The 25,029-nt window shown below is 69.9% G+C and carries 19 protein-coding genes; 17 read left to right on the top strand and 2 right to left on the bottom strand.

Annotation, left to right across the window (positions count from 1 at the left end; all coding sequences use genetic code 11):
- Window positions 1–218: 218 nt before the first annotated feature.
- The 5 genes from OOK07_RS05140 (at window position 219) to OOK07_RS05120 (ending at window position 4,912) form a co-directional block, all read left to right on the top strand.
- Window positions 219–1,304, top strand: a complete 1,086-nt coding sequence (locus tag OOK07_RS05140) for an S-(hydroxymethyl)mycothiol dehydrogenase (RefSeq protein ID WP_266795220.1) — start codon at window positions 219–221, stop codon at window positions 1,302–1,304.
- Window positions 1,304–1,936, top strand: coding sequence for an MBL fold metallo-hydrolase (locus tag OOK07_RS05135; RefSeq protein ID WP_266677376.1), 633 nt, complete (start codon window positions 1,304–1,306; stop codon window positions 1,934–1,936). Before OOK07_RS05140 ends, OOK07_RS05135 begins: the two co-directional genes overlap by 1 nt.
- 195 nt (window positions 1,937–2,131) lie before the next feature.
- Window positions 2,132–2,494 (top strand): bifunctional 3-phenylpropionate/cinnamic acid dioxygenase ferredoxin subunit, encoded by a 363-nt coding sequence (locus OOK07_RS05130; protein ID WP_266677374.1) that lies wholly within the window; start codon window positions 2,132–2,134, stop codon window positions 2,492–2,494.
- Window positions 2,491–3,651: an NAD(P)/FAD-dependent oxidoreductase gene (locus OOK07_RS05125; RefSeq protein ID WP_266677372.1), complete on the top strand. Its 1,161-nt coding sequence runs from the start codon at window positions 2,491–2,493 to the stop codon at window positions 3,649–3,651. The genes OOK07_RS05130 and OOK07_RS05125 overlap by 4 nt, the downstream gene beginning before the upstream one ends.
- A 130-nt stretch (window positions 3,652–3,781) precedes the next feature.
- The gene (locus tag OOK07_RS05120) at window positions 3,782–4,912 is read left to right on the top strand and encodes an aromatic ring-hydroxylating oxygenase subunit alpha (RefSeq protein ID WP_266795217.1); all 1,131 of its coding nucleotides are present in this window, start codon (window positions 3,782–3,784) and stop codon (window positions 4,910–4,912) included.
- A gap of 1 nt (window position 4,913) precedes the next feature.
- Here the strand turns inward: OOK07_RS05120 and OOK07_RS05115 are convergent, their stop codons facing one another.
- Window positions 4,914–5,660 (bottom strand): IclR family transcriptional regulator, encoded by a 747-nt coding sequence (locus OOK07_RS05115; RefSeq protein WP_266801897.1) that lies wholly within the window; start codon window positions 5,658–5,660, stop codon window positions 4,914–4,916.
- 203 nt (window positions 5,661–5,863) lie between these two features.
- Here OOK07_RS05115 and betA point away from each other — a divergent pair, with 203 nt between their 5' ends.
- Both betA and OOK07_RS05105 read left to right on the top strand, forming a co-directional pair.
- Window positions 5,864–7,534 carry a choline dehydrogenase gene (betA, locus tag OOK07_RS05110; protein WP_266795216.1) on the top strand — a complete coding sequence of 557 codons (1,671 nt, stop codon included), beginning with the start codon at window positions 5,864–5,866 and terminating at the stop codon, window positions 7,532–7,534.
- A gap of 4 nt (window positions 7,535–7,538) precedes the next feature.
- Window positions 7,539–8,399, top strand: a complete 861-nt coding sequence (locus OOK07_RS05105) for a methylenetetrahydrofolate reductase (protein WP_266795215.1) — start codon at window positions 7,539–7,541, stop codon at window positions 8,397–8,399.
- A gap of 70 nt (window positions 8,400–8,469) precedes the next feature.
- Here the strand turns inward: OOK07_RS05105 and purU are convergent, their stop codons facing one another.
- Window positions 8,470–9,351 carry a formyltetrahydrofolate deformylase gene (gene purU / locus OOK07_RS05100; protein ID WP_266795214.1) on the bottom strand — a complete coding sequence of 294 codons (882 nt, stop codon included), beginning with the start codon at window positions 9,349–9,351 and terminating at the stop codon, window positions 8,470–8,472.
- A 217-nt stretch (window positions 9,352–9,568) separates the two neighbouring features.
- Here purU and OOK07_RS05095 point away from each other — a divergent pair, with 217 nt between their 5' ends.
- The 10 genes from OOK07_RS05095 (at window position 9,569) to OOK07_RS05050 (ending at window position 25,012) form a co-directional block, all read left to right on the top strand.
- The gene (locus OOK07_RS05095; protein WP_266795212.1) at window positions 9,569–11,038 is read left to right on the top strand and encodes an aldehyde dehydrogenase family protein; all 1,470 of its coding nucleotides are present in this window, start codon (window positions 9,569–9,571) and stop codon (window positions 11,036–11,038) included.
- A gap of 20 nt (window positions 11,039–11,058) precedes the next feature.
- The gene (locus OOK07_RS05090) at window positions 11,059–12,147 is read left to right on the top strand and encodes a quaternary amine ABC transporter ATP-binding protein (protein ID WP_266677361.1); all 1,089 of its coding nucleotides are present in this window, start codon (window positions 11,059–11,061) and stop codon (window positions 12,145–12,147) included.
- Entirely contained in the window at window positions 12,147–14,174 is a 2,028-nt protein-coding gene (locus OOK07_RS05085; RefSeq protein ID WP_266677359.1) for an ABC transporter permease, read from the top strand. The genes OOK07_RS05090 and OOK07_RS05085 overlap by 1 nt, the downstream gene beginning before the upstream one ends.
- Before the next feature lie 15 nt (window positions 14,175–14,189).
- A complete protein-coding gene (locus tag OOK07_RS05080; RefSeq protein WP_266795210.1) occupies window positions 14,190–15,152 on the top strand; it encodes an ABC transporter substrate-binding protein in 963 nt (320 codons plus the stop codon).
- 579 nt (window positions 15,153–15,731) lie between these two features.
- Window positions 15,732–18,170 carry a GcvT family protein gene (locus tag OOK07_RS05075; protein WP_266795209.1) on the top strand — a complete coding sequence of 813 codons (2,439 nt, stop codon included), beginning with the start codon at window positions 15,732–15,734 and terminating at the stop codon, window positions 18,168–18,170.
- A gap of 115 nt (window positions 18,171–18,285) precedes the next feature.
- Complete coding sequence (gene glyA, locus OOK07_RS05070; protein WP_266795208.1) at window positions 18,286–19,578, top strand: serine hydroxymethyltransferase; 1,293 nt, start codon at window positions 18,286–18,288, stop codon at window positions 19,576–19,578.
- The gene (locus OOK07_RS05065) at window positions 19,575–20,807 is read left to right on the top strand and encodes a sarcosine oxidase subunit beta family protein (protein ID WP_266795207.1); all 1,233 of its coding nucleotides are present in this window, start codon (window positions 19,575–19,577) and stop codon (window positions 20,805–20,807) included. The genes glyA and OOK07_RS05065 overlap by 4 nt, the downstream gene beginning before the upstream one ends.
- 12 nt (window positions 20,808–20,819) lie before the next feature.
- Window positions 20,820–24,038, top strand: coding sequence for a sarcosine oxidase subunit delta family protein (locus OOK07_RS05060; RefSeq protein WP_266795206.1), 3,219 nt, complete (start codon window positions 20,820–20,822; stop codon window positions 24,036–24,038).
- A complete protein-coding gene (locus tag OOK07_RS05055; RefSeq protein ID WP_266677353.1) occupies window positions 24,031–24,633 on the top strand; it encodes a sarcosine oxidase subunit gamma in 603 nt (200 codons plus the stop codon). Before OOK07_RS05060 ends, OOK07_RS05055 begins: the two co-directional genes overlap by 8 nt.
- A gap of 190 nt (window positions 24,634–24,823) precedes the next feature.
- The gene (locus tag OOK07_RS05050; RefSeq protein ID WP_266677352.1) at window positions 24,824–25,012 is read left to right on the top strand and encodes a hypothetical protein; all 189 of its coding nucleotides are present in this window, start codon (window positions 24,824–24,826) and stop codon (window positions 25,010–25,012) included.
- Window positions 25,013–25,029 lie beyond the last annotated feature (17 nt).

The following is a 25,029-nucleotide window of genomic DNA, read 5'->3' as shown; positions in this document are numbered from 1 at the left end:
GGGACCCCGGTACGGGCGAGAGTCGTACCGGGGTCCCTCACGCGTGTGTCCGGCTGCTGCTCGCGCCGGTCGGGCGGCGCTTCCGAGACCTTGACCCCCGGTCGGCGCTCCACGATGCTGTGTTGCGGCACATGAGATGTGTGCCGCATTGAGCAACTTCAGATCCGTTCTCGTACACAGCTCTCGTACACAGGTCTCGCACCAGCCGAGGAGTGGCCATGACGCACCAGGTCCGTGGAGTCGTCGCGCGGGGCAAGGGCGCCCCCGTCAGTCTGGAGACGATCATCGTGCCCGATCCCGGCCCGGGTGAGGCGCTGGTGAAGGTCGAGGCCTGCGGCGTCTGCCACACCGATCTGCACTACCGCGAGGGCGGCATCAACGACGACTTCCCGTTCCTTCTGGGGCATGAGGCGGCGGGTGTGGTGGAGTCGGTGGGCGAGGGCGTCACCGACGTGGCGCCCGGGGACTTCGTCATCCTCAACTGGCGTGCGGTGTGCGGGAATTGTCGCGCCTGCCTGCGGGGACGCCCGTGGTACTGCTTCAACACCCACAACGCCGGGCAGAAGATGACGTTGCTGGACGGCACCGAGCTGTCCCCGGCGCTGGGCATCGGCGCGTTCGCGGAGAAGACGCTGGTGGCGGCCGGGCAGTGCACCAAGGTCGACCGGGCCGCGTCGGCGGCGGCGGCCGGTCTGCTGGGGTGCGGCGTGATGGCCGGCATCGGTGCGGCGATCAACACCGGCAACGTCGGGCGCGGTGACAGCGTCGCGGTGATCGGCTGCGGTGGTGTCGGGGATGCCGCGATCGTGGGGTCCGGCCTGGCCGGCGCCGCGAAGATCATCGCGGTGGACGTGGACGACCGCAAGCTCGCCACCGCGAGCAGGCTGGGTGCGACCCACACGGTGAACGCGCGCGAGGGCGACCCGGTCGAGGCGATCCGAGAGCTGACCGGTGGCTTCGGCGCGGACGTGGTGATCGAGGCGGTGGGCCGCCCGGAGACGTACGAGCAGGCCTTCTACGCCCGCGACCTGGCGGGCACGGTCGTGCTGGTAGGCGTGCCGACCCCGGAGATGAAGCTGGAGCTGCCGCTGCTGGACGTCTTCGGGCGGGGCGGGTCGCTGAAGTCGTCCTGGTACGGCGACTGCCTGCCCTCCCGCGACTTCCCGATGCTCATCGACCTCTACTTGCAGGGTCGTCTGGACCTGGACGCCTTCGTCACCGAGACCATCGCTCTGGACGAGGTGGAGAAGGCCTTCGAGCGGATGCACGGCGGGGATGTGCTGCGCTCGGTGGTGGTGCTGTGATGGCCGGGACCCGCATCGAACACCTCGTCACCTCGGGCACGTTCTCGCTGGACGGCGGCACCTGGGACGTCGACAACAACGTGTGGGTCATCGGCGACGACCGCGAGGTGATCGTCGTCGACGCCGCGCACGACGCCGAGGCCATCGCCGAGGCGGTGGGGGACCGACGGCTTACGGCCATCGTGTGCACCCACGCCCACAACGACCACATCGACGCCGCACCCGAACTGGCCGCCCGCACCGGCGCGCCGGTCCTGCTGCACCCCGACGACCTGCCGCTGTGGAAGCAGACCCACCCCGACCAGGCACCCGACGGCGAACTGGCCGACGGGCAGCTCCTGGCGGTGGCCGGCGTCGAGCTGACCGTGCTGCACACCCCCGGCCACGCCCCGGGCGCGGTCTGCCTGTACGCGCCGGGCCTTACGGCGCTCTTCAGCGGCGACACGCTCTTCGCGGGCGGCCCGGGGGCCACGGGGAGGTCGTACAGCCACTTCCCGACCATCGTGGAGTCGATCCGGGAGCGGCTGCTGACGCTGCCGGGCGAGACCGTCGTACACACCGGTCACGGCGGGACGACCACCGTCGCCGCCGAGGCTCCGCATCTGCAGGAGTGGATCGACCGCGGTTTCTGACCGCCCCCGGGTGACCTTTCTGTGGCGCCCGTTCCGCCTGTTTCCGCAGGTGGAACGGGCGCCTCGGGCTGCCCGGAGATCGTGTGGCCGACCCGTCCGAACCGGGCCTTTTGACGCCTTGACAACGGTTCGGAGCGGCCTTCAGACTGGCGTTGCGCTTACCGCAATCCGTTTCGCTATACGCACCGAGGTGTCATGATGATTCCCGCGTGCCGACTCGCGGATCTCCCGCGAGGTGAGGCCTTCCGGCTCGACATCGATCCGCCGGTCTCGGTGTTCCATACCGATGACGGCGAGGTCTTCGCCATCGACGACACGTGCACCCACCAGGACGCCTCGCTCGCCGACGGCTGGCTGGAGGGCTGCGAGGTCGAATGCCCCCTGCACGCCTCGAAGTTCGACCTGAGGACCGGCGCGGTCGACGCCCCGCCGGCCAAGCTCCCGGTCCGGACGCACCAGGTCGCGGTCGAGGACGGCATGATCTACGTCCAGGTGTCCACGGACGCCCCCAACCTGCCGCCCTGCATCGCCGCCCGGCTCGCCGGGGGTCCCGCGTGAGGACCGTCGCCGTGGTCGGCGCGTCGCTGGCCGGTCTGTCGGCGGCGCGCTCACTGCGCAGGCAGGGCTACGACGGGCGGCTCGTCGTCATCGGCGACGAGCTCCACCGCCCGTACGACAGGCCGCCGTTGTCCAAGGAGTTCCTGGCCGGCACGATCGGCGAGGCGGAACTCGTGCTGGAGACGGATGACGAGGACCTGCGGGCGGAGTGGCTGCTCGGCGCCCGCGCCACCGGACTGGACCGGGCCCGTCGTGCCGTCCGGCTCGCCGCCGGCGGCGAGGTCCGTGCCGACGGCGTCGTCATCGCGACCGGCGCCGCCGCGCGTGCTCTGCCGGGCGCCGAGGGCCTGGCCGGAGTGCACACCCTGCGCACGCTGGACGACGCCCGCGCCCTGCGGGACGAACTGGCCCGCGGCGGACGGCTGGTCGTGATCGGCGGCGGCTTCATCGGCGCCGAGGTCGCCTCCACCGCCTACGCCCTCGGACTCGATGTGACGGTGATCGAGGCGGCCCCGACGCCGCTCGCCGGACCGCTCGGCGAGGTCATGGGCGGCATCGTCTCCGGGCTCCACGCGGACCACGGCGTACGGCTGTTGTGCGGGGTCGGCGTCAAGGGGCTCAGCGGGGAGCGGGAGGTCGAGGCCGTTCTGCTGGAGGACGGTCGCAGCGTGCCCGCGGACATCGTCGTCGTCGGCGTGGGTGCGCGTCCGTGCGTCGAGTGGCTGGAAGGTTCGGGCATCGTGCTCGACAACGGCGTGAAGTGCGGCGCTGACGGCCGTACCAGCCTGGCCGGCGTGGTCGCGGTCGGCGACTGCGCCAACTGGTACGACCCCCGCGCGGGCGCCCATCGCCGCGTCGAGCACTGGACCGGTGCCCGGGAGCGTCCCGACTCCGCCATCGCCACGCTGCTGGCCGGCGGCGCGGTGGAACCGGGTGTGCCCCGGCCCCCGTACTTCTGGTCGGACCAGTACGGCGTGAAGATCCAGTTCGCGGGGCATGCGGCCGGCGCGGACAGCGTGACCGTGGAGGAAGGCGCAGCGGACGACCGCGACGTCCTCGCCGTCTACCGGCGAGCCGGTACTCCGGTCGCCGTGCTCGGGATGAACCAGCCCCGGCTGTTCACGCGCTGGCGCAAGCAGCTCGCCGCCACGTCTTGACACCGCCGCGGCGGCATCCCATGCTGCCGTTGCACATGGCACATAGCGTTGCTCCATACACAACACCGTCCGGAGTCGATCTTCCCGGCGCGTGAATGACCCCTCCATGACGTTTCCCGAGGAGTGCACCGTGACCTCGACCAGCCTGCCGGACAGCCTGATCGCCACCCTCCCCGGCTCCTCCTACACCGATCCCGGGATCTTCGCGCAGGAGCAGGAGCGCATCTTCGAGACCATGTGGTTCTGTGTCGCGCGCGCCTCCGAGCTCGCGAGGCCCGGCGCCTTCCGCACCGTCGACGTGGGCCGCGAGAGCATCATCGTCACCCGTTCACGTGACTCCTCGATCCGTGCGTACTTCAACGTCTGCCGGCATCGCGGTGCCAAGCTCTGCACCGAGGAGAGCGGCGAGGTCAAGCGGGCCTTCCAATGCCCTTACCACGCCTGGACGTACGACCTGAACGGCAAGCTGGTGGCGGCGCCCAACCTCACCAAGATGCCCGACGTCGGCCGCACCGAGTACGGCCTGGTGGGCGTGGCCGTGCGCGAATGGCTCGGCTATGTCTGGGTCTGCCTCGCGGAGAACCCGCCCTCCTTCGAGGAGGAGGTCGTCGGCGAGGTCGTCGCCCGCCTCGGTGACGTCGAGTCGATCGAGCGCTACGGCATCGAGGGCCTCTCCGTCGGCAGGCGGATCGTCTACGACGTCAGGGCGAACTGGAAGCTGATCATCGAGAACTTCATGGAGTGCTACCACTGCGCCACGATCCACCCCGAACTCACCGAGGTGCTCCCCGAGTTCGCCGACGGATACGCGGCCCAGTACTACGTCGGGCACGGCGCCGAGTTCGGCGAGGAGGTCCAGGGCTTCACCGTCGACGGCTCCGAGGGTCTCGACCGTATCCCCGGCGTCGCCGAGGACCAGGACCGCCGCTACTACGCGATCACCGTCAGGCCGCAGGTGTTCGTCAACCTCGTCCCCGACCATGTGGTCTTCCACCGGATGTACCCGGTGGCCGTCGACCGCACGATCGTCGAGTGCGACTGGCTCTATCTCCCGCACGTCGTCGAGAGCGGCAGGGACGTCAGCCGGTCCGTGGAGCTCTTCGACCGGGTCAACCGCCAGGACTTCGACGCCTGCGAGCGCACGCAGCCCGGAATGGGCTCGCGTCTGTACGCCAAGGGCGGTGTGCTGGTGCCCAGCGAGCACCACATAGGCGCCTTCCACGAATGGGTCAACGAGCGCCTGGGCACTCCCCAGGGGTGACTCAGCCCAGGTGGCCCATCCGGTGGCTGATCTCCTCGGCGCCCTTGATTAGCACCGGGGCGAGTTCGCGCATCCGCTCCTCCGTGAACCGGTACGAGGGCCCGGACGCGGTGACCGCCGCGATGACCTCGCCGTCCCGGTCGAGGACGGGCGCGGCCATGGCGTGCAGGCCGATCTCCAGCTCCTCCTTGGTCCAGGCGTAGCCGCTCTCCCGCACCTCGGCGAGGTTCTTCTCCAGCTTGGCCTTCGACGTGTAGGTGTACGGCGTGACCTTCTTCAGGCCCGCCTCGGTCAGCAGCGCGGCGCGCACCTTGGCGGGCAGGTACGCCAACAGGACCTTGCCGCTCGACGTCGCGTGCAGCGGGGTCAGCTGGCCGACCCAGTTGTGCGCGGTGACCGCTCCCGGGCCTCGCACCTGGTAGAGGTTGATCGCGTAGTGCTCCTGCAGGACGGCGATGTTGACCGTCTCGCCGAGCTCCTCGGCGAGGCGCTCGCACACCGGGCGGCCCTGCTGGGTGATGTCGATACGGCCCGTGACCGCGCCGGCCAGGCGAACGATGCCGAACCCGAGCCGGTACTTGCCCCGCTCACCCGCCTGTTCCACCAGGCCGCGCGCCTCCAGGGCGCCGAGCAGGCGGAACGCGGTGGATTTGTGAACGTCGATCTCGGCGGCCACCTCACTGACACCCGCCTCCCCGCGCTGGGCGAGGATCTCGAGGACACTGATGGCCCGGTCGACCGACTGCACTCCGCCGGCCTGCGAATTTGACGTCTCGGTGTCTTGGCTGTGGTTGCTCACAACGAAACTATACGCGCAGTAAACAACGCCACTGCAAGTAACGGCCCCGAAACGTCGACCCTTCCAAGTTGCGTGGCGCGCAACCTAGTGCGTATAGCGCTACTGGCATTAGCATGCGTCGCGTATCTACGGCGCGAGCGAGACGAGGCACCATGGCTCCCCTGCAATACGACTTCGTCATCGTCGGCGGCGGTTCGGCCGGCAGTGCCCTGGCGAACAGGCTCTCGGCGGACCCGGCGAACCGGGTGCTGGTCCTGGAGGCGGGCCGCTCCGACTACCCGTGGGACGTCTTCATCCACATGCCCGCGGCGCTGACGTATCCCATCGGCAGCCGGTTCTACGACTGGAAGTACGAGTCCGAGCCCGAGCCCCACATGGGCGGCCGGCGCGTCTATCACGCCCGCGGCAAGGTGCTGGGCGGCTCCAGCAGCATCAACGGCATGATCTTCCAGCGCGGCAACCCCATGGACTACGAGCGCTGGGCTGCCGACGCCGGCATGGAGAGCTGGGACTACGCGCACTGTCTGCCCTACTTCCGGCGGATGGAGAACTGTCTCGCGGCCGACCCGGACGACGAGTTCCGCGGCCACGACGGCCCCCTCGTCCTCGAACGCGGCCCGGCCACCAACCCGCTCTTCGGTGCCTTCCTCAAGGCCACCGAGGAGGCGGGCTACGCGCCGAAGGACGACGTCAACGGCTACCGCCAGGAGGGCTTCGCCAAGTTCGACCGCAACGTCCACCGCGGACGCCGGCTGTCGGCCTCGAAGGCGTTCCTCAAGCCCGCGATGAAGCGTCCCAACCTCACGGTCAGGACCCGCTCCCTCGTCACCCGCGTCCTCTTCGAGGGCAAGCGCGCCGTCGGCGTCGAGTACCGGCGCGGCAGGGGCGCGCTCCAGCAGGTCCGCGCCAAGGAGGTCATCCTCTGCGGTGGCGCGATCAACTCCCCGCAGTTGCTGCAGCTCTCCGGCGTCGGCAACGCGTCGGAACTCGGCGCCCTCGGTATCGACGTCGTGCACGACCTGCCGGGCGTCGGCGAGAACATGCAGGACCACCTTGAGGTGTACGTCCAGTACGCCTGCACGCAGCCGGTCTCCATGCAGCCGTACATGGCGAAGTGGCGCGCCCCCTTCATCGGGCTGCAGTGGCTCTTTGGCAAGGGGCCGGCCGCCACCAACCACTTCGAGGCCGGCGGCTTCGCCCGCAGCAACGAGGACGTCGACTACCCCAACCTGATGTTCCACTTCCTGCCGATCGCGGTCCGCTACGACGGTTCCTCGCCGGCCGGCGGCCACGGCTACCAGGTGCACGTGGGGCCGATGTACTCCGACGCGATCGGCTCGGTGAAGATCAAGAGCAAGGACCCGCGCGAGCACCCGGCGCTGCGCTTCAACTACCTCTCCACCGAGCAGGACCGCCGTGAGTGGGTCGAGTCGGTCCGGGTGGCCCGCAAGCTCCTCAACCAGCCCGCGATGGCCCCGTACAACGGCGGGGAGGTCTCGCCCGGCCCGGAGGTGGAGTCGGACGAGCAGATCCTCGCCTGGGTCGCCAAGGAGGGCGAGACCGCCCTGCACCCGTCCTGCACCTGCAAGATGGGCACCGACGAGATGGCTGTCGTCGACCCGGCCAGCATGCGCGTGCACGGCGTGGACGGCCTGCGTGTGGTCGACGCGTCCGTGATGCCCTACGTCACCAACGGCAACATCTACGCACCCGTGATGATGATCGCCGAGAAGGCCGCCGACCTGATCCTCGGCAAGGAGCCGCTGCCCGCCTCCAAGGCCGCGTACTACCGCCACCGTGACGCCCAGAATCAGACCGGCTAGAGCGTTGGCGACCGAAGGGCTCAGGGCGCTGCTCGACAGCGTCCGCTACGAGGTGCTCCCCTCGAAGGCGACCGAGGACAAGGTCCTCGCCCATGTCCCGCACGACGTCCAGGTCACTGTCACGGCATCGCCGGTCAAGGGCCTGGAACCGACCCTCGACCTCACCGTCCGGCTCGCGGCGCACGGATACCGCGTCGTCCCGCACGTGCCCGCGCGGCTGCTGCGCGACGACACCCACCTGAAGGACGTCGTCGACCGGCTCCTTGATGCGGGCGTGGACGACGTCTTCGTCCCGGCGGGCGACGCGGACCCGCCGGCCGGGGCCTACGACGGCGCTCTGCCCGTGCTGCGCAGACTGAGCGAGCTGGGCGGCCCGTTCAGCCGCGTCGGCATCACCGGTTACCCCGAGAGCCATCCCCTCATCCACGACGACGTCACCGTCCAGGCGATGTGGGACAAGCGCGAGCACGCCGCGTACATCGTGAGCAACCTCTGCTTCGACGCGCGCGTACTGGGGGAGTGGCTCGCTCGTATACGACGCCGGCACGTCGCCCTGCCCGTGTATCTGGGTGTCGCGGGCCCCGTACATCGGGCGAAGCTGCTCGCGATGGCGACGAGGATCGGTGTGGGGGAGTCCACGCGCTTCCTGACCAGGCACCCGTCGTGGTTCCTGCGGTTCGCGGCGCCCGGCGGCTACTCGCCCCACAAGCTGCTGGCCCGTGCGGAGTCGGCGCTCACCACGCCGTCGGCGGGGGTGGCCGGCCTGCACCTGTTCACGTTCAACCAGATCGCCGAGACCGAACGGTGGAGGCGGGCGCTGCTGGGGCGGCTGAGCGACTCGCCGGCTGAGCGGCTGGGGTGCTGAGCGCCTGAGGGCCGTATACGACATCGGTGGGCGGCCCGGAGATCCGGGCCGCCCACCGATGTCGTGCCGCTCAGCGGAAGACCACCGTACGGTTGCCGTCCACCATCACCCGGCTCTCGCTGTGCCACTTCACCGCGTGTGCCAGCACCTGCGCCTCCACGTCCCGGCCGACCGTGACCAGTTCGCCCGGGTCGAGCGAGTGGTCGACGCGGACCACGTCCTGCTCGATGATCTGGCCCTCGTCCAGTTCGGACGTCACATAGTGCGCCGTCGCCCCGACGAGCTTCACCCCGCGGGCGTAGGCCTGGTCGTACGGGCGGGCGCCCTTGAAGCTGGGCAGGAAGGAGTGGTGGATGTTTATGGCACGGCCATCGAGCTGCTTGCACAGGTCGTCGGAGAGGATCTGCATGTAGCGGGCCAGCACCACCAGGTCGACGTCCAGTTCCTGTACCAGCTCCAGTAGCCGCGCCTCGGCCTCGGCCTTGGTGTCCCTGGTGACCGGGACGTGGTGGAAGGGGATGCCGTAGGTGTCCGCCAGGCTCTCGAAGTCCCGGTGGTTGGAGACGATCGCGGGGATCTCGATGTTGAGGGCGCCGGTGCGCCGGCGGAAGAGCAGGTCGTTGAGGCAGTGACCGAACTTGGACACCATGATCAGCGTCCGGGTCGGCGTCGACGCGTCCCGCAGGCTCCAGGAGATCCGGTAGGCCTCGGCGACGGGACCGAACCGGTAACGCAGTGTTTGCAGAGCGGCGTTCGGATCGGAAACCTCGAAATGGACCCTCATGAAGAAACGGTCCTGAAGGCGATCGTCGAACTGCTGGCTTTCCAGGATGTTGCCCGAGTTCCGGACGAGAAAGCCGCTCACGGCGTGGACCAGCCCCGCACTGTCGGGACAGGAGAGAGTGAGGACGTACTCGCGGCCGGGTTGCGATCGAGGGGACTTTGGGGACACGTCGGCCTCCGTCGGTGCGTATTGCACAACAAGGTGAGCGATGCGCAACATGGTCCGCTCGGCGCGCGCCTGCGGTCAAGGGGTGGCCGGGCAACAGCCATACAGTCAAATCGTCATCCGCCAACTACTTGACGTGTGTCTGGACATTCGCCAGGGTGTTCCACCACAAGCAATTGGATGCACGATGCGCAACGAATTCCGTTGAAAGGCTTGGCTCGTGGCAGACCTGTATGTGGGCGGAGAATGGCGGGAGCCGGTGGCCGGCGGTCACCGCGAGATCCGCTGTCCCGCTGACGGCGCCCTCGTGGCGACCGTGGCGGAGGGCACGCGCCCCGACACGGAGGCGGCGATCGCCGCGGCCCGGCTGGCCTTCGACGAGGGACCTTGGCCCCGCACCCCCGAGCGTGAGCGCGGGGCCCTGCTGCTGCGCACCGCAGACATCCTTGAGCGCGACGCCAAGGAGTTCGCCCGCGCCGAATCGCTGGACACCGGAAAGCGGCTGGTGGAGAGCGAGTACGACATCGCCGACGTCGTCTCCTGCTTCCGCTACTACGGCGGGATCGGCGGCACCGACGCCGGCCGGGTGATCGACACCGGCCGCGACGACGCCGTCAGCCGCGTCGTGTACGAGCCGATCGGCGTGTGCGGACTGATCACCCCCTGGAACTACCCGCTGCTGCAGGCCGGTTGGAAGGTCGTCCCGGCTCTCCTCGCCGGCAACACCATCGTCCTCAAGCCCAGCGAGCTCACGCCCTCCACCTCGATCCTGCTGATGAAGGCGCTGGAGGAGGCCGGGCTCCCGGCCGGAGCCGCCAACCTGGTCCTGGGCAGCGGGCCGGAGGCGGGAGCCCCGCTCTCCGAGGACCCGGCCGTCGACATGGTCTCCTTCACCGGAGGCCTGGAGACCGGCAAGCGCATCATGGCCACCGCGGCCGCCACCGTGAAGAAGGTGGCCCTGGAACTCGGCGGCAAGAACCCCAACGTCGTCTTCGCCGACGCCGACTTCGAGACGGCCGTGGACTTCGCGCTCACGGCCGTCTTCCTGCACTCGGGGCAGGTCTGCTCGGCGGGTGCCCGGCTGATCGTCGAGGACTCGCTGCACGACCGCCTCGTCGACGAGGTCGTCCGCCGCGCCCGGCAGATCCGGCTCGGCGGCCCCTTCGACCCCGAGGCCGAGACCGGGGCGCTGATCTCCGCCCGGCACCTGGCGAAGGTCGAAGCGTATGTCGCGGCCGGCCTCGCAGAGGGTGCCGTACTGCGCTGCGGCGGGCAGCGGCCCGACGACCCCGCCCTCGCGACCGGCCACTACTATCCGCCGACCGTCCTCGACGAGTGCCGGCAGGACATGAGCGTGGTGCACGAGGAGTCCTTCGGGCCCGTGCTGACCATCGAACGCTTCACCGACGAGGACGACGCCGTACGCATCGCCAACGACACCGAGTACGGACTCGCCGGTGCCGTGTGGACGCAGGACGCCGGCAAGGCCCAGCGGGTCGCCCGGCGGCTGCGCCACGGCACGGTGTGGATCAACGACTACCACCCCTACGTGCCCCAGGCGGAATGGGGTGGCTTCGGACACTCGGGCGTGGGCCGGGAACTGGGACCGTCCGGCCTGGACGAGTACCGGGAGCCCAAGCACATCTGGCAGAACATCCACCCCCGGCCGCAGCGCTGGTTCCGCGGCTGAACGCCGAAAAGAGGTCGATCGTGACCCCAGCACAGACCGAGGTGGCGCAACGCCGCGGCACGCCCAAGGACTCCGAGGGGACTCCGGTCATATCCGTGCGCGGGCTGTGGAAGGTGTTCGGGCCGAAGGCCGACCGGGTGCCTGAGTCCGAGGAGCTGTGCGGGCTGACCCGCCGCGAACTCATGGACCGCACGGGCTGTACCGCCGCGGTGCGCGACGTCGGCTTCGACGTCTCGCCCGGCGAGGTCTTCGTCGTCATGGGCCTGTCCGGCTCCGGCAAGTCCACGCTGGTGCGATGTCTGACCCGGCTGATCGAACCCACGGCGGGCGAGATCGTCTTCGAGGGCGAGGACATCCGCGGCGTGGACGACAGGACGCTGCGCGAGCTGCGCCGCCGCAAGTTCTCCATGGTCTTCCAGCACTTCGGGCTGCTGCCCCACCGCCGGGTCGTCGACAACGTGGGCTTCGGCCTGGAGATCCGCGGCATGAGCAGGGCCGAGCGCACCAGGCGGGCCATGGAGGTCGTCGAACTGGTCGGCCTCGCCGGCTACGAGAACTCCTACCCCGACCAGCTCTCCGGCGGTATGCAGCAGCGCGTGGGCCTGGCTCGTGCCCTGGCCGGCGACCCGGACGTGCTCTTCTTCGACGAGCCGTTCTCCGCGCTCGACCCGCTGATCCGCCGCGACATGCAGAACGAGGTCATCCGGCTGCACCACGAGGTCGGCAAGACGATGGTGTTCATCACCCACGACCTCTCCGAGGCGCTCAAGCTGGGCGACCGCATCCTCATCATGCGCGACGGCAAGACGGTCCAGTGCGGCACCGGCGACGAGCTGGTGGGCGCACCGGCCGACGACTACGTTCGCGAGTTCGTCAAGGACGTGCCGCGCGGAGACGTCCTCACCCTGCGGTGGATCATGCGCGCGCCGGAGGACGGCGACGACCTGGACGGCCCCGAACTGGGGCCGGACGTCGTCGTACGGGAGGCCACCCGGGTCGTCCTCGCGGCGGAGAAACCGCTCAAGGTCGTCGAGAACGGCAAGCTGCTCGGCATCGTCGGTGACGAGGAGATCCTCGCGGTGGTCGCCGGGCAGGAAGGCGGCGCGTGATGACCGTCGCCATCGAGAAGCCGGACAAACCCGAGAACCCCGAGGATCCCCAGGAGACGGATGCGGACGGTCCCGCCGCACCCGTCAAAGGGGCGCGCAAGGTCAGCCGGCTCATGGTGCTGGCCGCGATCCTGGTCGGGTGGCTGGTGCTGTTCGCGCTGCTGAAGGGCAAGCAGACCCTGTCCCTGGCGGCGGCGGACCTCACCGGGCTGCACCGCTGGATCAACGACCTCAACGACTCCATCGGGGCCAACCGCAACTCCAACCCGCTGTTCCTGTACTTCTTCAACGAGATCCGGCTGGTCATCGACAACCTGGTGACCTTCGTCCAGCACCTGATCTCCCAGCCGTCGGGCGGCCGCCCCGTGCCGCAGATCGGCTGGCTCGGTGTCGTCGGCATCGCCGGCTACGTCTCCTGGGCCGTGGGCAACTGGCGGGTCGCGATGCTGGCGGTGGCCGGGTTCACCTTCATGGGCCTGCAGGGGCTGTGGCAGCCGAGCATGGACACCCTGGCGCTGACCCTCTCCGCGGTCTTCGTGGCGCTGCTGTTCGCGATCCCGCTGGGTGTGCTGGCGGGGCTGTCCGACCGGTTCAACCGGATCATGACACCGTTCCTGGACTTCATGCAGACGATGCCGACCTTCGTCTACCTGGCTCCGCTGACCCTGTTCTTCCTGATCGGCGGCGCGTCCGCCACCATCGCCACCGTGATCTACGCGGCCCCGCCGACGATCCGGATCACCGCGCACGGGATCCGCAACGTGTCCAGGACGACGGTGGAGGCGGCCGACTCCCTCGGCGCCACCAGGCGGCAGTCGCTGCTGAAGGTCCTGCTTCCGATGTCCAAGCGGACCGTGGTGATGGGCGTCAACCAGACCATCATGGCCGCCCTGGCCATGGTGACCATCGCGGCTCTGATCAACGCCCCCGGCCTCGGCGTGATCGTCCTCCAGGCGCTGCAGTCGCTCGACGTCGGCACGGCCTTCAACGCGGGTCTCGCCATCGTGGTCATGGCGATCGTGCTGGACCGGGTCACGACCGCGGCCGCCGCACGCGAGGAGGCCGCGCGGCGTTCCAAGAACCCGTTCCTGAAGTGGCGGCGTCCCCTGCTGGGCGCCGGCGCGGTGGTCACGGCGGTCCTGGTCTATCTGTCGCACACCTATCTGTGGGCGGCCGACTTCCCCGGTGACGGCACCGTCGGCAGCCACATCGCGAGCGCGGCGGACTCCGCGACCAACTGGGCACAGGACAGCCTCTCGGGCCTGACCAACGCCATCCGTGACGTCATCACCAACGGCCTGCTCAACCCGTTCCAGACGCTGGTCACCGACTCCCCGTGGTGGCTCGTCGGCGCGGTCCTCGTCGCACTGGCCGTGGTGCTCGGCGGCTGGAGGTCCGGGGTCACCACGGCCGTGTGCGTGGGCCTGCTGGTCGGCACCGGTCTGTGGTCGGACGCCATGACCACGCTCGCCTCGACACTCGTCGCGACGGTGCTGGTGATGCTGCTCGGCATCGTCTTCGGGGTGTGGATGGGCCGCAGCATGATGGTGGACCGGCTGATCCGGCCCACCCTGGACGCGGCCCAGGTCATGCCGCCCTTCGTCTACCTCGTGCCGTTCCTCGCGCTGTTCGGCCCCACGCGCTTCACGGCCATCGTCGCCGCGATCGTCTATGGGGCTCCCGTCGCCATGAAGATCATCGCGGACGGGATCCGGGCCGTGCCCGAGACCACCGTGGAAGCGGCCACCTCCGCCGGGTGCAACACCTGGCAGATCATCACCAAGGTTCAACTGCCGATGTCACGCAGTGCCCTCACCCTCGCCACCAACCAGGGCCTGATCTACGTGCTGTCGATGGTTGTCGTGGGCGGCCTGGTAGGAGCAGGCGCTCTCGGCTACGACGTCGTGGCCGGATTCTCACAGGGGCAGCTGTACGGGAAGGGGCTCGCCGCGGGTCTGGCCATCGTCCTTCTCGGAGTCATGTTCGACCGGATCACTCAGGCAGCGGCGCGACGCGCGAGCGCTTAGAAGGAGCAGGACACCATGGCAAGACACTGGCGAGCCGGCGCGGCCGGCCTGGCCGTCCTCGGCCTCACCCTCACCGCGTGCGGCGGGGCGAAGGTCGGCGACAGCTCCTCCGCGGGCTCGGGAAGCTCGGGCAAGTGCGGCACCTTCAACCTGGCCGTCAACCCGTGGGTGGGCTACGAGGCGGACGCGGCGGTGGTCGCGTACGTCGCCCAGCACAATCTCGGCTGCACGGTCAACAAGAAGAACCTCAAGGAGGAGATCGCCTGGCAGGGCTTCGGGACGGGCGAGGTCGACGCCGTCCTGGAGAACTGGGGCCACCCCGACCTGGTGAAGAAGTACATCACCCAGCAGAAGACCGCCGTGGACGCGGGCGTCACGGGCAACAAGGGCATCATCGGCTGGTATCTGCCGCCGTGGCTGGCCAAGGCGCACCCCGACATCCTCGACTGGAAGAACCTCGACAAGTACGCGTCGAAGTTCAAGACATCGGAGTCGGGCGGCAAGGGCCAGCTCCTGGACGGCGACCCGTCGTACGTCACCAACGACGAGGCGCTGGTGAAGAACCTGAAGCTGGACTTCAAGGTGGTGTACGCGGGCAGTGAGACGGCGCTCATCCAGGCCTTCCGCACCGCCGAGAAGAACAAGCAGTGGGTGATCGGCTACTTCTACGAGCCGCAGTGGTTCCTGTCCGAGGTCCCGCTGAAGAAGGTCGGTCTGCCCGCCTACAAGACCGGCTGTGACGCGGACGCGGCGAAGGTGGCCTGCGACTATCCCGTCTACAACCTCAACAAGGTCGTCAGCGCGAAGTTCGCCAAGTCGGGCAGCCCCGCCTACAACCTGGTGAAGAACTTCAACTGGACGAACGACGACCAGAACGAGGTCGCCAAGTACATCGCGCAGGACAAGATGACGGACGACGCGGCGGCCAAGAAGTGGGTCGAGGCGCACAAGGACAAGGTCGACGCCTGGATCAAGTAGTCCCGGGCGGAAACGGGCCCGAGCGGGCCCGATGGTAAACGCCGGTCGAACATGCCCGGCGGGCGGTGCGCACCAGTGTGCACCGCCCGCCGGGCCTTGCCGTGTTTCGGGCTGTTCTCCGAGGTCACGGACCCCTTGACACCGTTCCTGAGCAGTGAGCGGAAGTGAGTCCGCGCACTGGTACGCCCCAAACGGTCTTGGGCGCACTGGTCATCCGCTTTCGCGTCCCGGGTGGCGACACGGATCCTGTCCGTGGTCCGAGCCGGGCGGGCGGAATCCCTCACGATCTGGCCAGTGAGTGCAGCCAGAGGCGACGGGGAGGCCCTGAACCATCTCTCTGGTGGAGCAGGGGCCCTGCACGCCGACGCCGCACTCGGCGTTCCAGATCGCGCTGCCACGCTAATCCCAAACCCGCCCGGTGCTGCCAGCCGATGGGCCGACCATCACACGATCGAGCTAAGCACCCTTGAAGTGCTGAGCCCTTGACACCCCTTCCCCGCGACAGGCACATTGAGTTGCGCAACCTGAACCATGTTGCGCAGACAGCAACTCTAAGGTTTTGATTTCGGAGGTGCGGCGATGGCGGGACCCCGAGTGGTGATCATCGGAGCGGGCGTCGTGGGAGCGGCCCTCGCGGACGAGATCTCCGCGCGAGGCTGGACCGAAGTGACCGTGGTCGACCAGGGCCCGCTGCCCGCCACGGGAGGCTCCAGTTCGCACGCCCCGGGCCTGGTCTTCCAGACCAACTCCTCCAAGACGATGACCGAGCTGGCCCGCTACACCGTCGAGAAGCTCTGCTCCCTCGACGTCGACGGCAAGCCCTGCTTCCTGCAGGTCGGCGGCCTCGAAGTGGCGACCACCCCCGAGCGCCTCGCGGAACTGCGGCGCCGCCACGGCTGGATCACCGCCTGGGGCATCGAGGCCCGCCTGCTGACCCCCGACGAGTGCGTCGAGCAGCACCCGCTGGTCAACCGCGACCGGGTCCTCGGCGGCCTCCTGATCCCGACCGACGGCCTCGCCAAGGCCGTCCTCGCCGTCGAGGCGCAGATCCGCCGGGCCACCGGTCGCGGCGTGCGCTTCCTGCCCCGCCACGAGGTCCTCGACGTCCTGAAGGCCGACGGTGAGGTGACCGGAGTCCTCACCGACCAGGGCGAGATCCCCGCCGACATCGTCGTGTGCTGCGCCGGCATCTGGGGCCCGAAGATCGCCCGCATGGCCGGCATGAACCTCCCCCTGACCCCGCTCGCCCACCAACTCGCCTGGACCGGGCCGGTCCCGGCGCTCGCGGGGCAGACCGAGGAGGCGGTGCGCCCGATCCTGCGCCACCAGGACGCCGACCTCTACTACCGCGACCGCTTCGACGGCATCGGCATCGGCTACTACGGCCACCGCCCGATGCCCACCACCGCCGACGAGATCCTCTCCGTCGACGAGGCCGACGAGATGCCGTCCGTCCTGAAGTTCACCGAGGACGACTTCGCCCCTGCCTGGACCGAGACCCAGTCGCTGCTCCCCGCGACACTGGAGGCCAAGGTCGAGGAGGGCATCAACGGCCTGTTCTCCTTCACCACCGACAACTTCCCGCTGCTCGGCGAGTCCCCGGACGTCAAGGGGTTCTGGGTCGCCGAGGCGGTCTGGGTCACGCACTCCGCGGGCGTCGGGCGGGCCATGGCCGAATGGCTGGTCGACGGCCACTGCTCGTCCTTCGACCTGCACGAGTGCGACGTCAACCGCTTCGAGCCGCACCAGCTCTCCCCGGAGTACGTCCTGGCCCGCGACTGCCAGAACTTCGTGGAGGTCTACGACATCCTCCACCCCCTCCAGCCGTCCGGGAAGCCGCGTCCGATCCGCACCAGCCCCTTCCACTCCCGCCAGCAGGAGCAGGGCGCCTTCTTCCTGGAGGCGAACGGCTGGGAGCGCCCGCAGTGGTACGAGGCCAACGCGGCCCTGGTCGAAGGCCGTTCCATCCCCACCCCGAACGACTGGGCGGCGCAGTACTGGTCGCCCGTCGTCGGCGCCGAGGCCCAGGTCACCCGCGAGACCGTCGCGATGTACGACATGACGGCCCTCAAGCGCCTGGAGGTGACCGGCCCGGGTGCCGCCGCCTTCCTGGAGCGCCTGGTCACCGGCAAGGTCGCCAAGTCGGTCGGCTCGGTGACGTACACCCTGCTCCTCGACCACGACGGCGGCATCCGCAGCGACATCACCGTGGCCCGCCTGGCCCGCGACCTCTTCCAGGTCGGCGCCAACGGCAACCTCGACCTCGACTGGTTCACCCGCCACCTCCCCGCCGACGGCACGGTCCAGGTCCGTGACATCACGCCCGGCACCTGCTGCATCGGCCTGTGGGGCCCGCTGGCCCGCAAGGTCCTGCAGCCCCTGACGGAGGAGGACTTCTCGGGTGACGGCCTGAAGTACTTCCGCGCCAAGCGCGCCTACATCGGCTCGGTCCCCGTCACCGCGATGCGCCTGTCGTACGTGGGCGAGCTCGGCTGGGAGCTGTACACCACCGCCGACCAGGGCCAGAAGCTGTGGGACACCCTGTGGGAGGCGGCAAGGCCCCTCGGCGGCATCGTCGCAGGCCGCGGCGCTTTCAACAGCCTCCGCCTGGAGAAGGGTTACCGCTCCTTCGGCACCGACATGACGTACGAGCACGACCCGTACGAGGCCGGTGTCGGCTTCGCCGTCAAGCTCGACAAGGACGACTTCATCGGCAAGGCGGCGCTGGAGCGGCGCAGGACGGACGTACGGCGGAAGCTGACCTGCCTCACCATCGGTGATCCCCGGTCGGTCGTCATGGGCAAGGAGCCGGTGTACGACGGTGATCGCGCCGTCGGCTACGTCACCAGCGCGGCGTACGGCTACACGATCGGCAAGGGGATCGCCTACGCGTGGCTGCCCAGTGAACTCGCCGCTCCTGGGACCACGTTGCACATCGGCTATTTCGACGAGCGCGTCGAGGCGATCGTGTCCGAGGAGCCGCTGTTCGACCCGACGATGTCCCGTCTCCGTGGGTGAGGGATCGACAGGAGGTGCCGCGACGGGTCGCCGGCCGGCCGCGGGCACGATCCATGACCCGGGTGATGCCGCTCGCCAACGCCGTCGAGGCCGCTGAGAGGAACGCGAACGCCGTATGAACGCACTGACCACCCCGCTGGCCGAGCTGGACCCGGAGGTCCACGCGGCCCTGCGTGCCGAACTGCACCGCCAGCAGTCCACCCTTGAGATGATCGCCTCCGAGAACTTCGCACCGGCCGCCGTGATGGAGGCCCAGGGCTCGGTCGCGACCAACAAGTACGCCGAGGGCTACCCCGGCCGTCGCTACTACGGCGGCTGCGAACACGTCGACGTCACCGAGCGGTTGGCCATCGAGAGGGTCAAGTCCCTCTTCGGGGCCGGGTTCGCCAACGTCCAGCCACATTCCGGCGCCCAGGCGAACACCGCCGTCTTCTTCGCGCTGCTCCAGCCCGGGGACACCGTCCTCGGCCTCGACCTCGCACACGGCGGCCACCTCACCCACGGCATGCGCATCAACTACAGCGGCAAGATGCTCAACGTCGTGCCCTACCACGTGGACGAGACGGACAACCTCGTCGACATGGACGAGGTCGAGCGGCTCGCCAAGGAACACCGCCCCAAGATGATCATCGCCGGCTGGTCGGCGTATCCGAGGCAGCTGGACTTCGCGGCCTTCCGGCGGATCGCCGACGAGGTGGGCGCCCTGCTGATGGTCGACATGGCGCACTTCGCGGGCCTGGTCGCGGCCGGACTGCACCCGAACCCGGTCCCGCACGCCCACGTCACCACCACAACCACCCACAAGACACTCGGCGGCCCGCGCGGCGGAGTCATCCTCACCAACGAGGCCGACCTGGCGAAAAAGATCAACTCGGCGGTGTTCCCCGGCATGCAGGGTGGCCCGCTTGAGCACGTCATCGCCGCGAAGGCGGTCTCCTTCAAGGTCGCCGCGTCACCGGAGTTCACCGAACGCCAGGCACGTACGCTGGCCGGCGCCCGCATCCTGGCCGAGCGCCTGACGCAACCGGACGCGGCGGCGGCCGGGGTGAAGGTCCTGACCGGCGGCACGGACGTGCACCTCGTCCTGGTCGACCTCCGTGACTCCGCACTCGACGGCCGCCAGGCCGAGGACCTGCTCCACGAGATCGGCATCACCGTCAACCGCAACGCCGTGCCCTTCGACCCGCGGCCGCCCATGGTCACCTCGGGCCTGCGCATCGGCACCCCGGCGCTCGCGACCCGAGGCTTCACCGAGGAGGACTTCGCGGCGGTCGCCGACGTGATCGCGCTCGCCCTCCGGCCGGAGCCGGACATCACCGCCCTGCGCACCCGCACCCAGGCGCTGGCGGCCAGGCATCCGCTCTACCCGCACCTGTCTGATCCGTCCACACACGGAGACATCCGATGAGCCCCCGCACCCCCGGCGCCGAGCTCCCCGAGCACCCCGACTGGCTGTGGCGCACGCCTGAGCCCAAGCGCTCGTACGACGTCGTCGTCGTGGGCGGTGGCGGCCACGGCCTGGCCACCGCCCACTACCTGGCCAGGAACCACGGCATCACCAACGTGGCCGTGCTGGAGAAGGGCTGGCTCGCGGGCGGCAACATGGCCCGCAACACCACGATCATCCGCTCCAACTACCTGTGGGACGAGAGCGCCGGCATCTACGAGCACGCCCTCAAGCTGTGGGAGGGCCTGGCCGACGAGCTCGACTACCCGATCCTCTTCTCCCAGCGCGGCGTGCTGAACCTGGCCCACAGCCTCCAGGACGTCCGCGACAGCGTGCGCCGCGTGGAGGCGAACCGACTCAACGGCGTGGACGCGCAGTGGCTCGACGCCGAGCAGGTCCGGGAGGTGTGCCCCATCGTCAACATCTCCCCGGACGTGCGCTATCCGGTCCTGGGCGCCACCTACCAGCCGCGCGCCGGCATCGCCAAGCACGACCACGTCGCGTGGGGCCTGGCGCGCTCGGTGGACGCCGCCGGCATCGACATCATCCAGAACTGCGAGGTCACGGGCCTCGACATCGTCGGTGGCCGGGTGACCGGCGTGCAGACGACACGCGGCCCGATCGCGGCGGGCAAGGTGGCGCTGTGCTCGGCGGGCCACACCTCCGTCCTCGCCGCCATGGCGGGCATCGAACTCCCGCTCCAGAGCCATCCGTTGCAGGCGCTGGTCTCGGAGCTGCTGGAGCCGGTGCACCCGACCGTCGTGATGTCCAACGCGGTGCACGTGTACGTGAGCCAGGCGCACAAGGGCGAGCTGGTCATGGGCGCGGGCATCGACTCGTACAACTCCTACACCCAGCGCGGCGCGTTCCACATCATCGAAGAGCAGATGTCGGCGGCCCTGGAACTCTTCCCGGTCTTCGCGCGCGCCCATGTCCTGCGCACCTGGGGCGGCATCGTCGACGTCACCCCGGACGCGTCGCCGATCGTCGGCCTCACCCCGGTGGACAACCTCTACCTCAACTGCGGCTGGGGCACGGGCGGTTTCAAGGCCACCCCGGGCGTCGGCTCGGTCTACGCACACACCATCGCCCACGACACCCCCCACCCTCTCAACGCCCCCTTCTCGCTCGACCGTTTCACCACCGGCGCGCTCGTCGACGAGCACGGCGCGGCCGCGGTGGCCCACTAGGGAGCCGAACCCATGCTGCTCATCCCCTGCCCGTGGTGCGGGCCCCGCGACGAGGCCGAGTTCCACTACGGCGGCCAGGCCCATGTGCCGTACCCGGAGAACCCCGCGGACCTGAACGACGAGGAGTGGGCCCGGTACCTCTTCTTCCGCGCCAACCCCAAGGGTCCCTTCGCGGAACGCTGGAGCCACACGGCGGGCTGCCGCCGCTGGTTCAACGCGGTACGCAACACGGCGACGAACGAGATCCTGACGGTCTACCGGGCGGGCGAGGAGCGTCCGGCGGCTCCTGAGGCGCACTCGGCCACCGCGCAGCCGAGTCCGGCACCACCAACCCGTCCGGCGTGTGCGGACGAGGCCCCCGCAGGGCCGACCGGGGGCAGCCTGGGGGCAGGGCCCCCAGCACGGATCGCGAGCCAACCGCACCGCCTGGCCTCCGGTGGCCGAGTCGACCGCAACGAACCCCTCACCTTCGTCTTCGACGGCACCGAGTACCAGGGCTTCCGCGGCGACACCCTCGCCTCGGCCCTCCTGGCCAACGGCGTCATCGCGGCAGCGACCAGCATCAAACTCGGCCGCCCCCGCGGCATCTTCTCCGCCGGCGTCGAAGAACCGAACGCCGTCGTCCAGATCGAGGAACCCTTCCCCGAGCCGATGCTCCCCGCCACGACCGTCGAGCTCTACGACGGCCTGGTCGCCACCGGACTCCCCGGCCAGGGGCGCCTCGCCACCGAACCGGACCCCGCCCGTTACGACGCCGTACACACCCACTGCGACCTGCTGATCGTCGGCGCGGGACCGGCCGGTCTCGCGGCGGCGGCCGCGGCAGCCGGCAGCGGTGCTCGCGTCATCGTCGCCGACGACCAGCCGGAGTCCGGCGGCAGCCTCCTCGGCACCGGCGAACTCCGGGACTGGACAGCCGAGATCACCGCACGGCTCGACGCCGCACCCGACGTCCGAATCCTCCGTCGCACCACCGTCTTCGGCTACTACGACGACAACCACCTCCTCGCCGTGGAACGCCGCACCAACCACCTCGGTGCCGCCGCCCCCGCCAACGTCTCCCGCGAGCGCGTCCACCGCATCCGTGCCCGCCGCGTCGTCCTCGCCACCGGAGCCCACGAGCGCTCCCTGGCCTTCGCCGACAACGACCGCCCCGGCGTGATGCTGGCCGGCTCGGCCCGCACCTACGTCAACCGCCACGCGGTCCTGCCCGGCCGCCGCGCCGTCGTGTTCACCACCAACGACAGCGCGTACGCGGCGGCGTTGGACCTGCGCGGAGCCGGCGTGGACGTCACGGCCATCGTCGACACCCGCGCGGAGCCGGGGGAGTGGGCGGAGCGTGCCCGTGCGGCCGGGATCGAGGTGCTGGCGGGGCATGCCGTCACCGGTACGGACGGCGGGGCGCGGCTGACGGCGGTGACCGTCGCCCCGTACGGAAAGACCACGGGAGAGCGGGAGTTCGCCGTCGACCTGCTGCTGGTCTCCGGCGGCTGGAACCCCGTCGCGCACTTGTTCAGCCAGGCGGGCGGCACGCTGCGCCACGACGACGCCCTCGGCACCTTCGTCCCCGACACCTGCCGTCAGGCCGTCGAGGTCGCGGGCGGCGCGAGCGGTGTGTTCGAGCTGGGCGCTGTCGTCGCGCAGGGCGCGGCCGCCGGGGCCCGGGCGATCGAGGCCGAGGGCTGCACCGCCGATCCTCCCGCGCTCCCGCAGGTGCCCGCCCAGCCGCGGCCGACGCCTCCCATGCAGGTCTTCACCGTGCCCGGCGAAGAAGGCGCCCCCCGTTTCGTCGACCTCCAACGCGACGTCACCGTCGACGACCTGACCCGCGCGACCGGCGCCGGCATGCGCTCGGTCGAGCACACCAAGCGCTACACGACAGCCGGTACCGCAAGCGACCAGGGCAAGACCTCCGGCTTCCTGGCCGGCGGCGTGGTGGCCGAACTGCTCGGCGTGGACATCTCCGCGCTGGGCACGACCACCTTCCGCCCCCCGTACGCGCCCGTCTCCTTCGCCGCTCTCGCCGGCCGCGACCGTGGCGCGCTGTCCGACCCGGTCCGCACAACTGCCCTGCACCACTGGCACGTTGCGCACGGCGCCCTCTTCGAGAACGTCGGCCAGTGGAAGCGCCCCTGGTACTACCCGCAGGACGGCGAGGACATGGAGACGGCCGTGCTGCGCGAATGCGCCGCCGCCCGCGAGGGCGTCGCCTTCATGGACGCCTCCACGCTCGGCAAGATCGACGTGCAGGGCCCGGACGCGGCCGTCCTGCTCGACCTGCTCTACACCAACATGATGAGCAACCTGAAGGTCGGCATGATCCGCTACGGCGTGATGTGCCGCCCGGACGGCATGGTCTTCGACGACGGCACGGTCATCCGCCTGGCACAGGAGCGCTTCCTGGTCACCACGACCACGGGCAACGCGGCCGCCGTACTGGACTGGATGGAGGAGTGGCTGCAGACGGAGTGGCCGGAGCTGAAGGTGCACTGCACCTCCGTGACCGAACAGTGGGCGACCGTCGCCCTGGTCGGCCCCGGGTCCCGTGCGGTCCTCGGTGCGCTCGCACCCCAACTCGCCGTGGAGAACGACGACTTCCCGTTCATGGCCTGGCGCGAGACGACCGTCGCGGGCATCGGGGCCCGGGTCTGCCGGATCAGCTTCTCCGGCGAACTCGCCTACGAGATCAACGTGTCACCGTGGGAGGCGCTCGCCCTCTGGGAAGCGCTGTACGAGGCCGGCGCCCCGCACGGCATCACCCCGTACGGCACCGAGACCATGCACGTCCTGCGCGCCGAGAAGGGCTACCCGATCATCGGCCAGGACACCGACGGCACGGTCACCCCGCACGACCTGGGCATGAGCTGGGCGGTGTCGAAGAAGAAGCCCGACTTCATCGGCAAACGCTCCTTCGCCCGCGCCGACGCCGTACGCCCCGACCGCAAGCACCTGGTGGGCCTGCTCCCCGAGGACCCGGGCGCCTTCCTCCCCGAGGGCACACAGCTGGTCGCCGAGGGCGTGCTGCCCGCGCCGCCCGTCCCCATGCTCGGCCATGTCACCTCCAGCTACCGCAGCGCCGCCCTCGGCCGCACCTTCGCGCTGGCCCTGGTCAAGGGCGGCCGGGAGCGCATCGGCGAGCGGCTCTACGCGCCCGTGGGCGACCGACTGGTTCCGGTGACGGTCGCAAGCCCCGTCCTCTACGACCCCGAGGGAGCCCGCCGCGATGGCTGACACCACGCTTTCCGTCCCGCTCCGCAGCCCCCTTGTGCACGCCGCCGGCCGGCTTGCCGCCGCCACGCGCGCCTCCCGGGGCGCGGTACGGCTGGCCGAACTCCCCTTCCTGGCCCAGGTGAACGTCCGCCTCGACGTCAAGGGAGGAGCGGCGGACGCGGTCGGCCTCGCGCTGGGCCTGCAACTGCCCCTCGAACCCGGCACGGCCGTACGCGCGGGTGAGCTGACGGCACTGTGGCTGGGCCCGGACGAATGGCTGGTGGTGGGCCCGCCGGACAGCCGGCGGGACCTGGAGAGCCGGATCCGGGAGGCCGCCGCGGACGAGGCCGTCTCCGTCACCGACGTCTCCGCCCAGCGCACCACGCTCCTCGTCGCTGGCCCCCGGTCCCGTGACCTGCTGGCCCACGGCTGCGCGCTCGATCTGCACCCGCGCGCCTTCGGCGCCGGACGCTGCGCCCAGACGAACCTGGGCCGCACCCAGGTCGTGCTGGTCGCCCGGGACGAACCCCGCGGCGGATTCTGGGTGCTGGTGCGTTCGTCCTTCGCCGGCTACCTCACGGACTGGCTGCTGGACGCCGCCACCGAATACCTGTGACGCCGCGCAGGTACGCCAACACGCGTGTGAGGACGCCCAGTTGAGTGCCGGCCCGGGTGCGTTGTTGAAGGAGTTACCAATGCGGCTCATGTGAGTTACCGATGCGGCTTATGTGACAGTTTGCGCGCTCTGTGGCGATGTGGTGCTCTGGGTTACGAGGACTGGTAGGCAACCCAGAGGAGATGGTCGTATGCCTTCCACGGACAGGACGGTCGCGGAACTCACGGGGATCCAGGCCGTCGACATCGAGTCGGCCCTCGACCCCGCCGAGCCCGGCGGCGTCTACCGTGACAGTCGCGAGTGCGCCGCGCTGGCGCTTCTCTCCGGAGAGACCAAGCTGCTGCTGTCGCCGCCGACCCCGCGCCCCAAGAAGGGCTGAGCGAGCCGACGGGAGTA

The organism is Streptomyces sp. NBC_00078, from assembly GCF_026343335.1.
Taxonomy (GTDB): domain Bacteria; phylum Actinomycetota; class Actinomycetes; order Streptomycetales; family Streptomycetaceae; genus Streptomyces.
This window is presented reverse-complemented; position numbering and strand designations above follow the sequence as displayed.

Bases quoted from the DNA above. Each gene is read 5' to 3' on its own strand.
- OOK07_RS05140 (WP_266795220.1), top strand. From the start codon at position 219: ATGACGCACCAGGTCCGTGGAGTCGTCGCGCGGGGCAAGGGCGCCCCC.
- OOK07_RS05135 (WP_266677376.1), top strand. From the start codon at position 1,304: ATGGCCGGGACCCGCATCGAACACCTCGTCACCTCGGGCACGTTCTCG.
- OOK07_RS05130 (WP_266677374.1), top strand. From the start codon at position 2,132: ATGATGATTCCCGCGTGCCGACTCGCGGATCTCCCGCGAGGTGAGGCC.
- betA (WP_266795216.1), top strand. From the start codon at position 5,864: ATGGCTCCCCTGCAATACGACTTCGTCATCGTCGGCGGCGGTTCGGCC.
- OOK07_RS05085 (WP_266677359.1), top strand. From the start codon at position 12,147: ATGACCGTCGCCATCGAGAAGCCGGACAAACCCGAGAACCCCGAGGAT.
- OOK07_RS05080 (WP_266795210.1), top strand. From the start codon at position 14,190: ATGGCAAGACACTGGCGAGCCGGCGCGGCCGGCCTGGCCGTCCTCGGC.
- OOK07_RS05075 (WP_266795209.1), top strand. From the start codon at position 15,732: ATGGCGGGACCCCGAGTGGTGATCATCGGAGCGGGCGTCGTGGGAGCG.
- glyA (WP_266795208.1), top strand. From the start codon at position 18,286: ATGAACGCACTGACCACCCCGCTGGCCGAGCTGGACCCGGAGGTCCAC.
- OOK07_RS05065 (WP_266795207.1), top strand. From the start codon at position 19,575: ATGAGCCCCCGCACCCCCGGCGCCGAGCTCCCCGAGCACCCCGACTGG.
- OOK07_RS05060 (WP_266795206.1), top strand. From the start codon at position 20,820: ATGCTGCTCATCCCCTGCCCGTGGTGCGGGCCCCGCGACGAGGCCGAG.
- OOK07_RS05055 (WP_266677353.1), top strand. From the start codon at position 24,031: ATGGCTGACACCACGCTTTCCGTCCCGCTCCGCAGCCCCCTTGTGCAC.
- OOK07_RS05050 (WP_266677352.1), top strand. From the start codon at position 24,824: ATGCCTTCCACGGACAGGACGGTCGCGGAACTCACGGGGATCCAGGCC.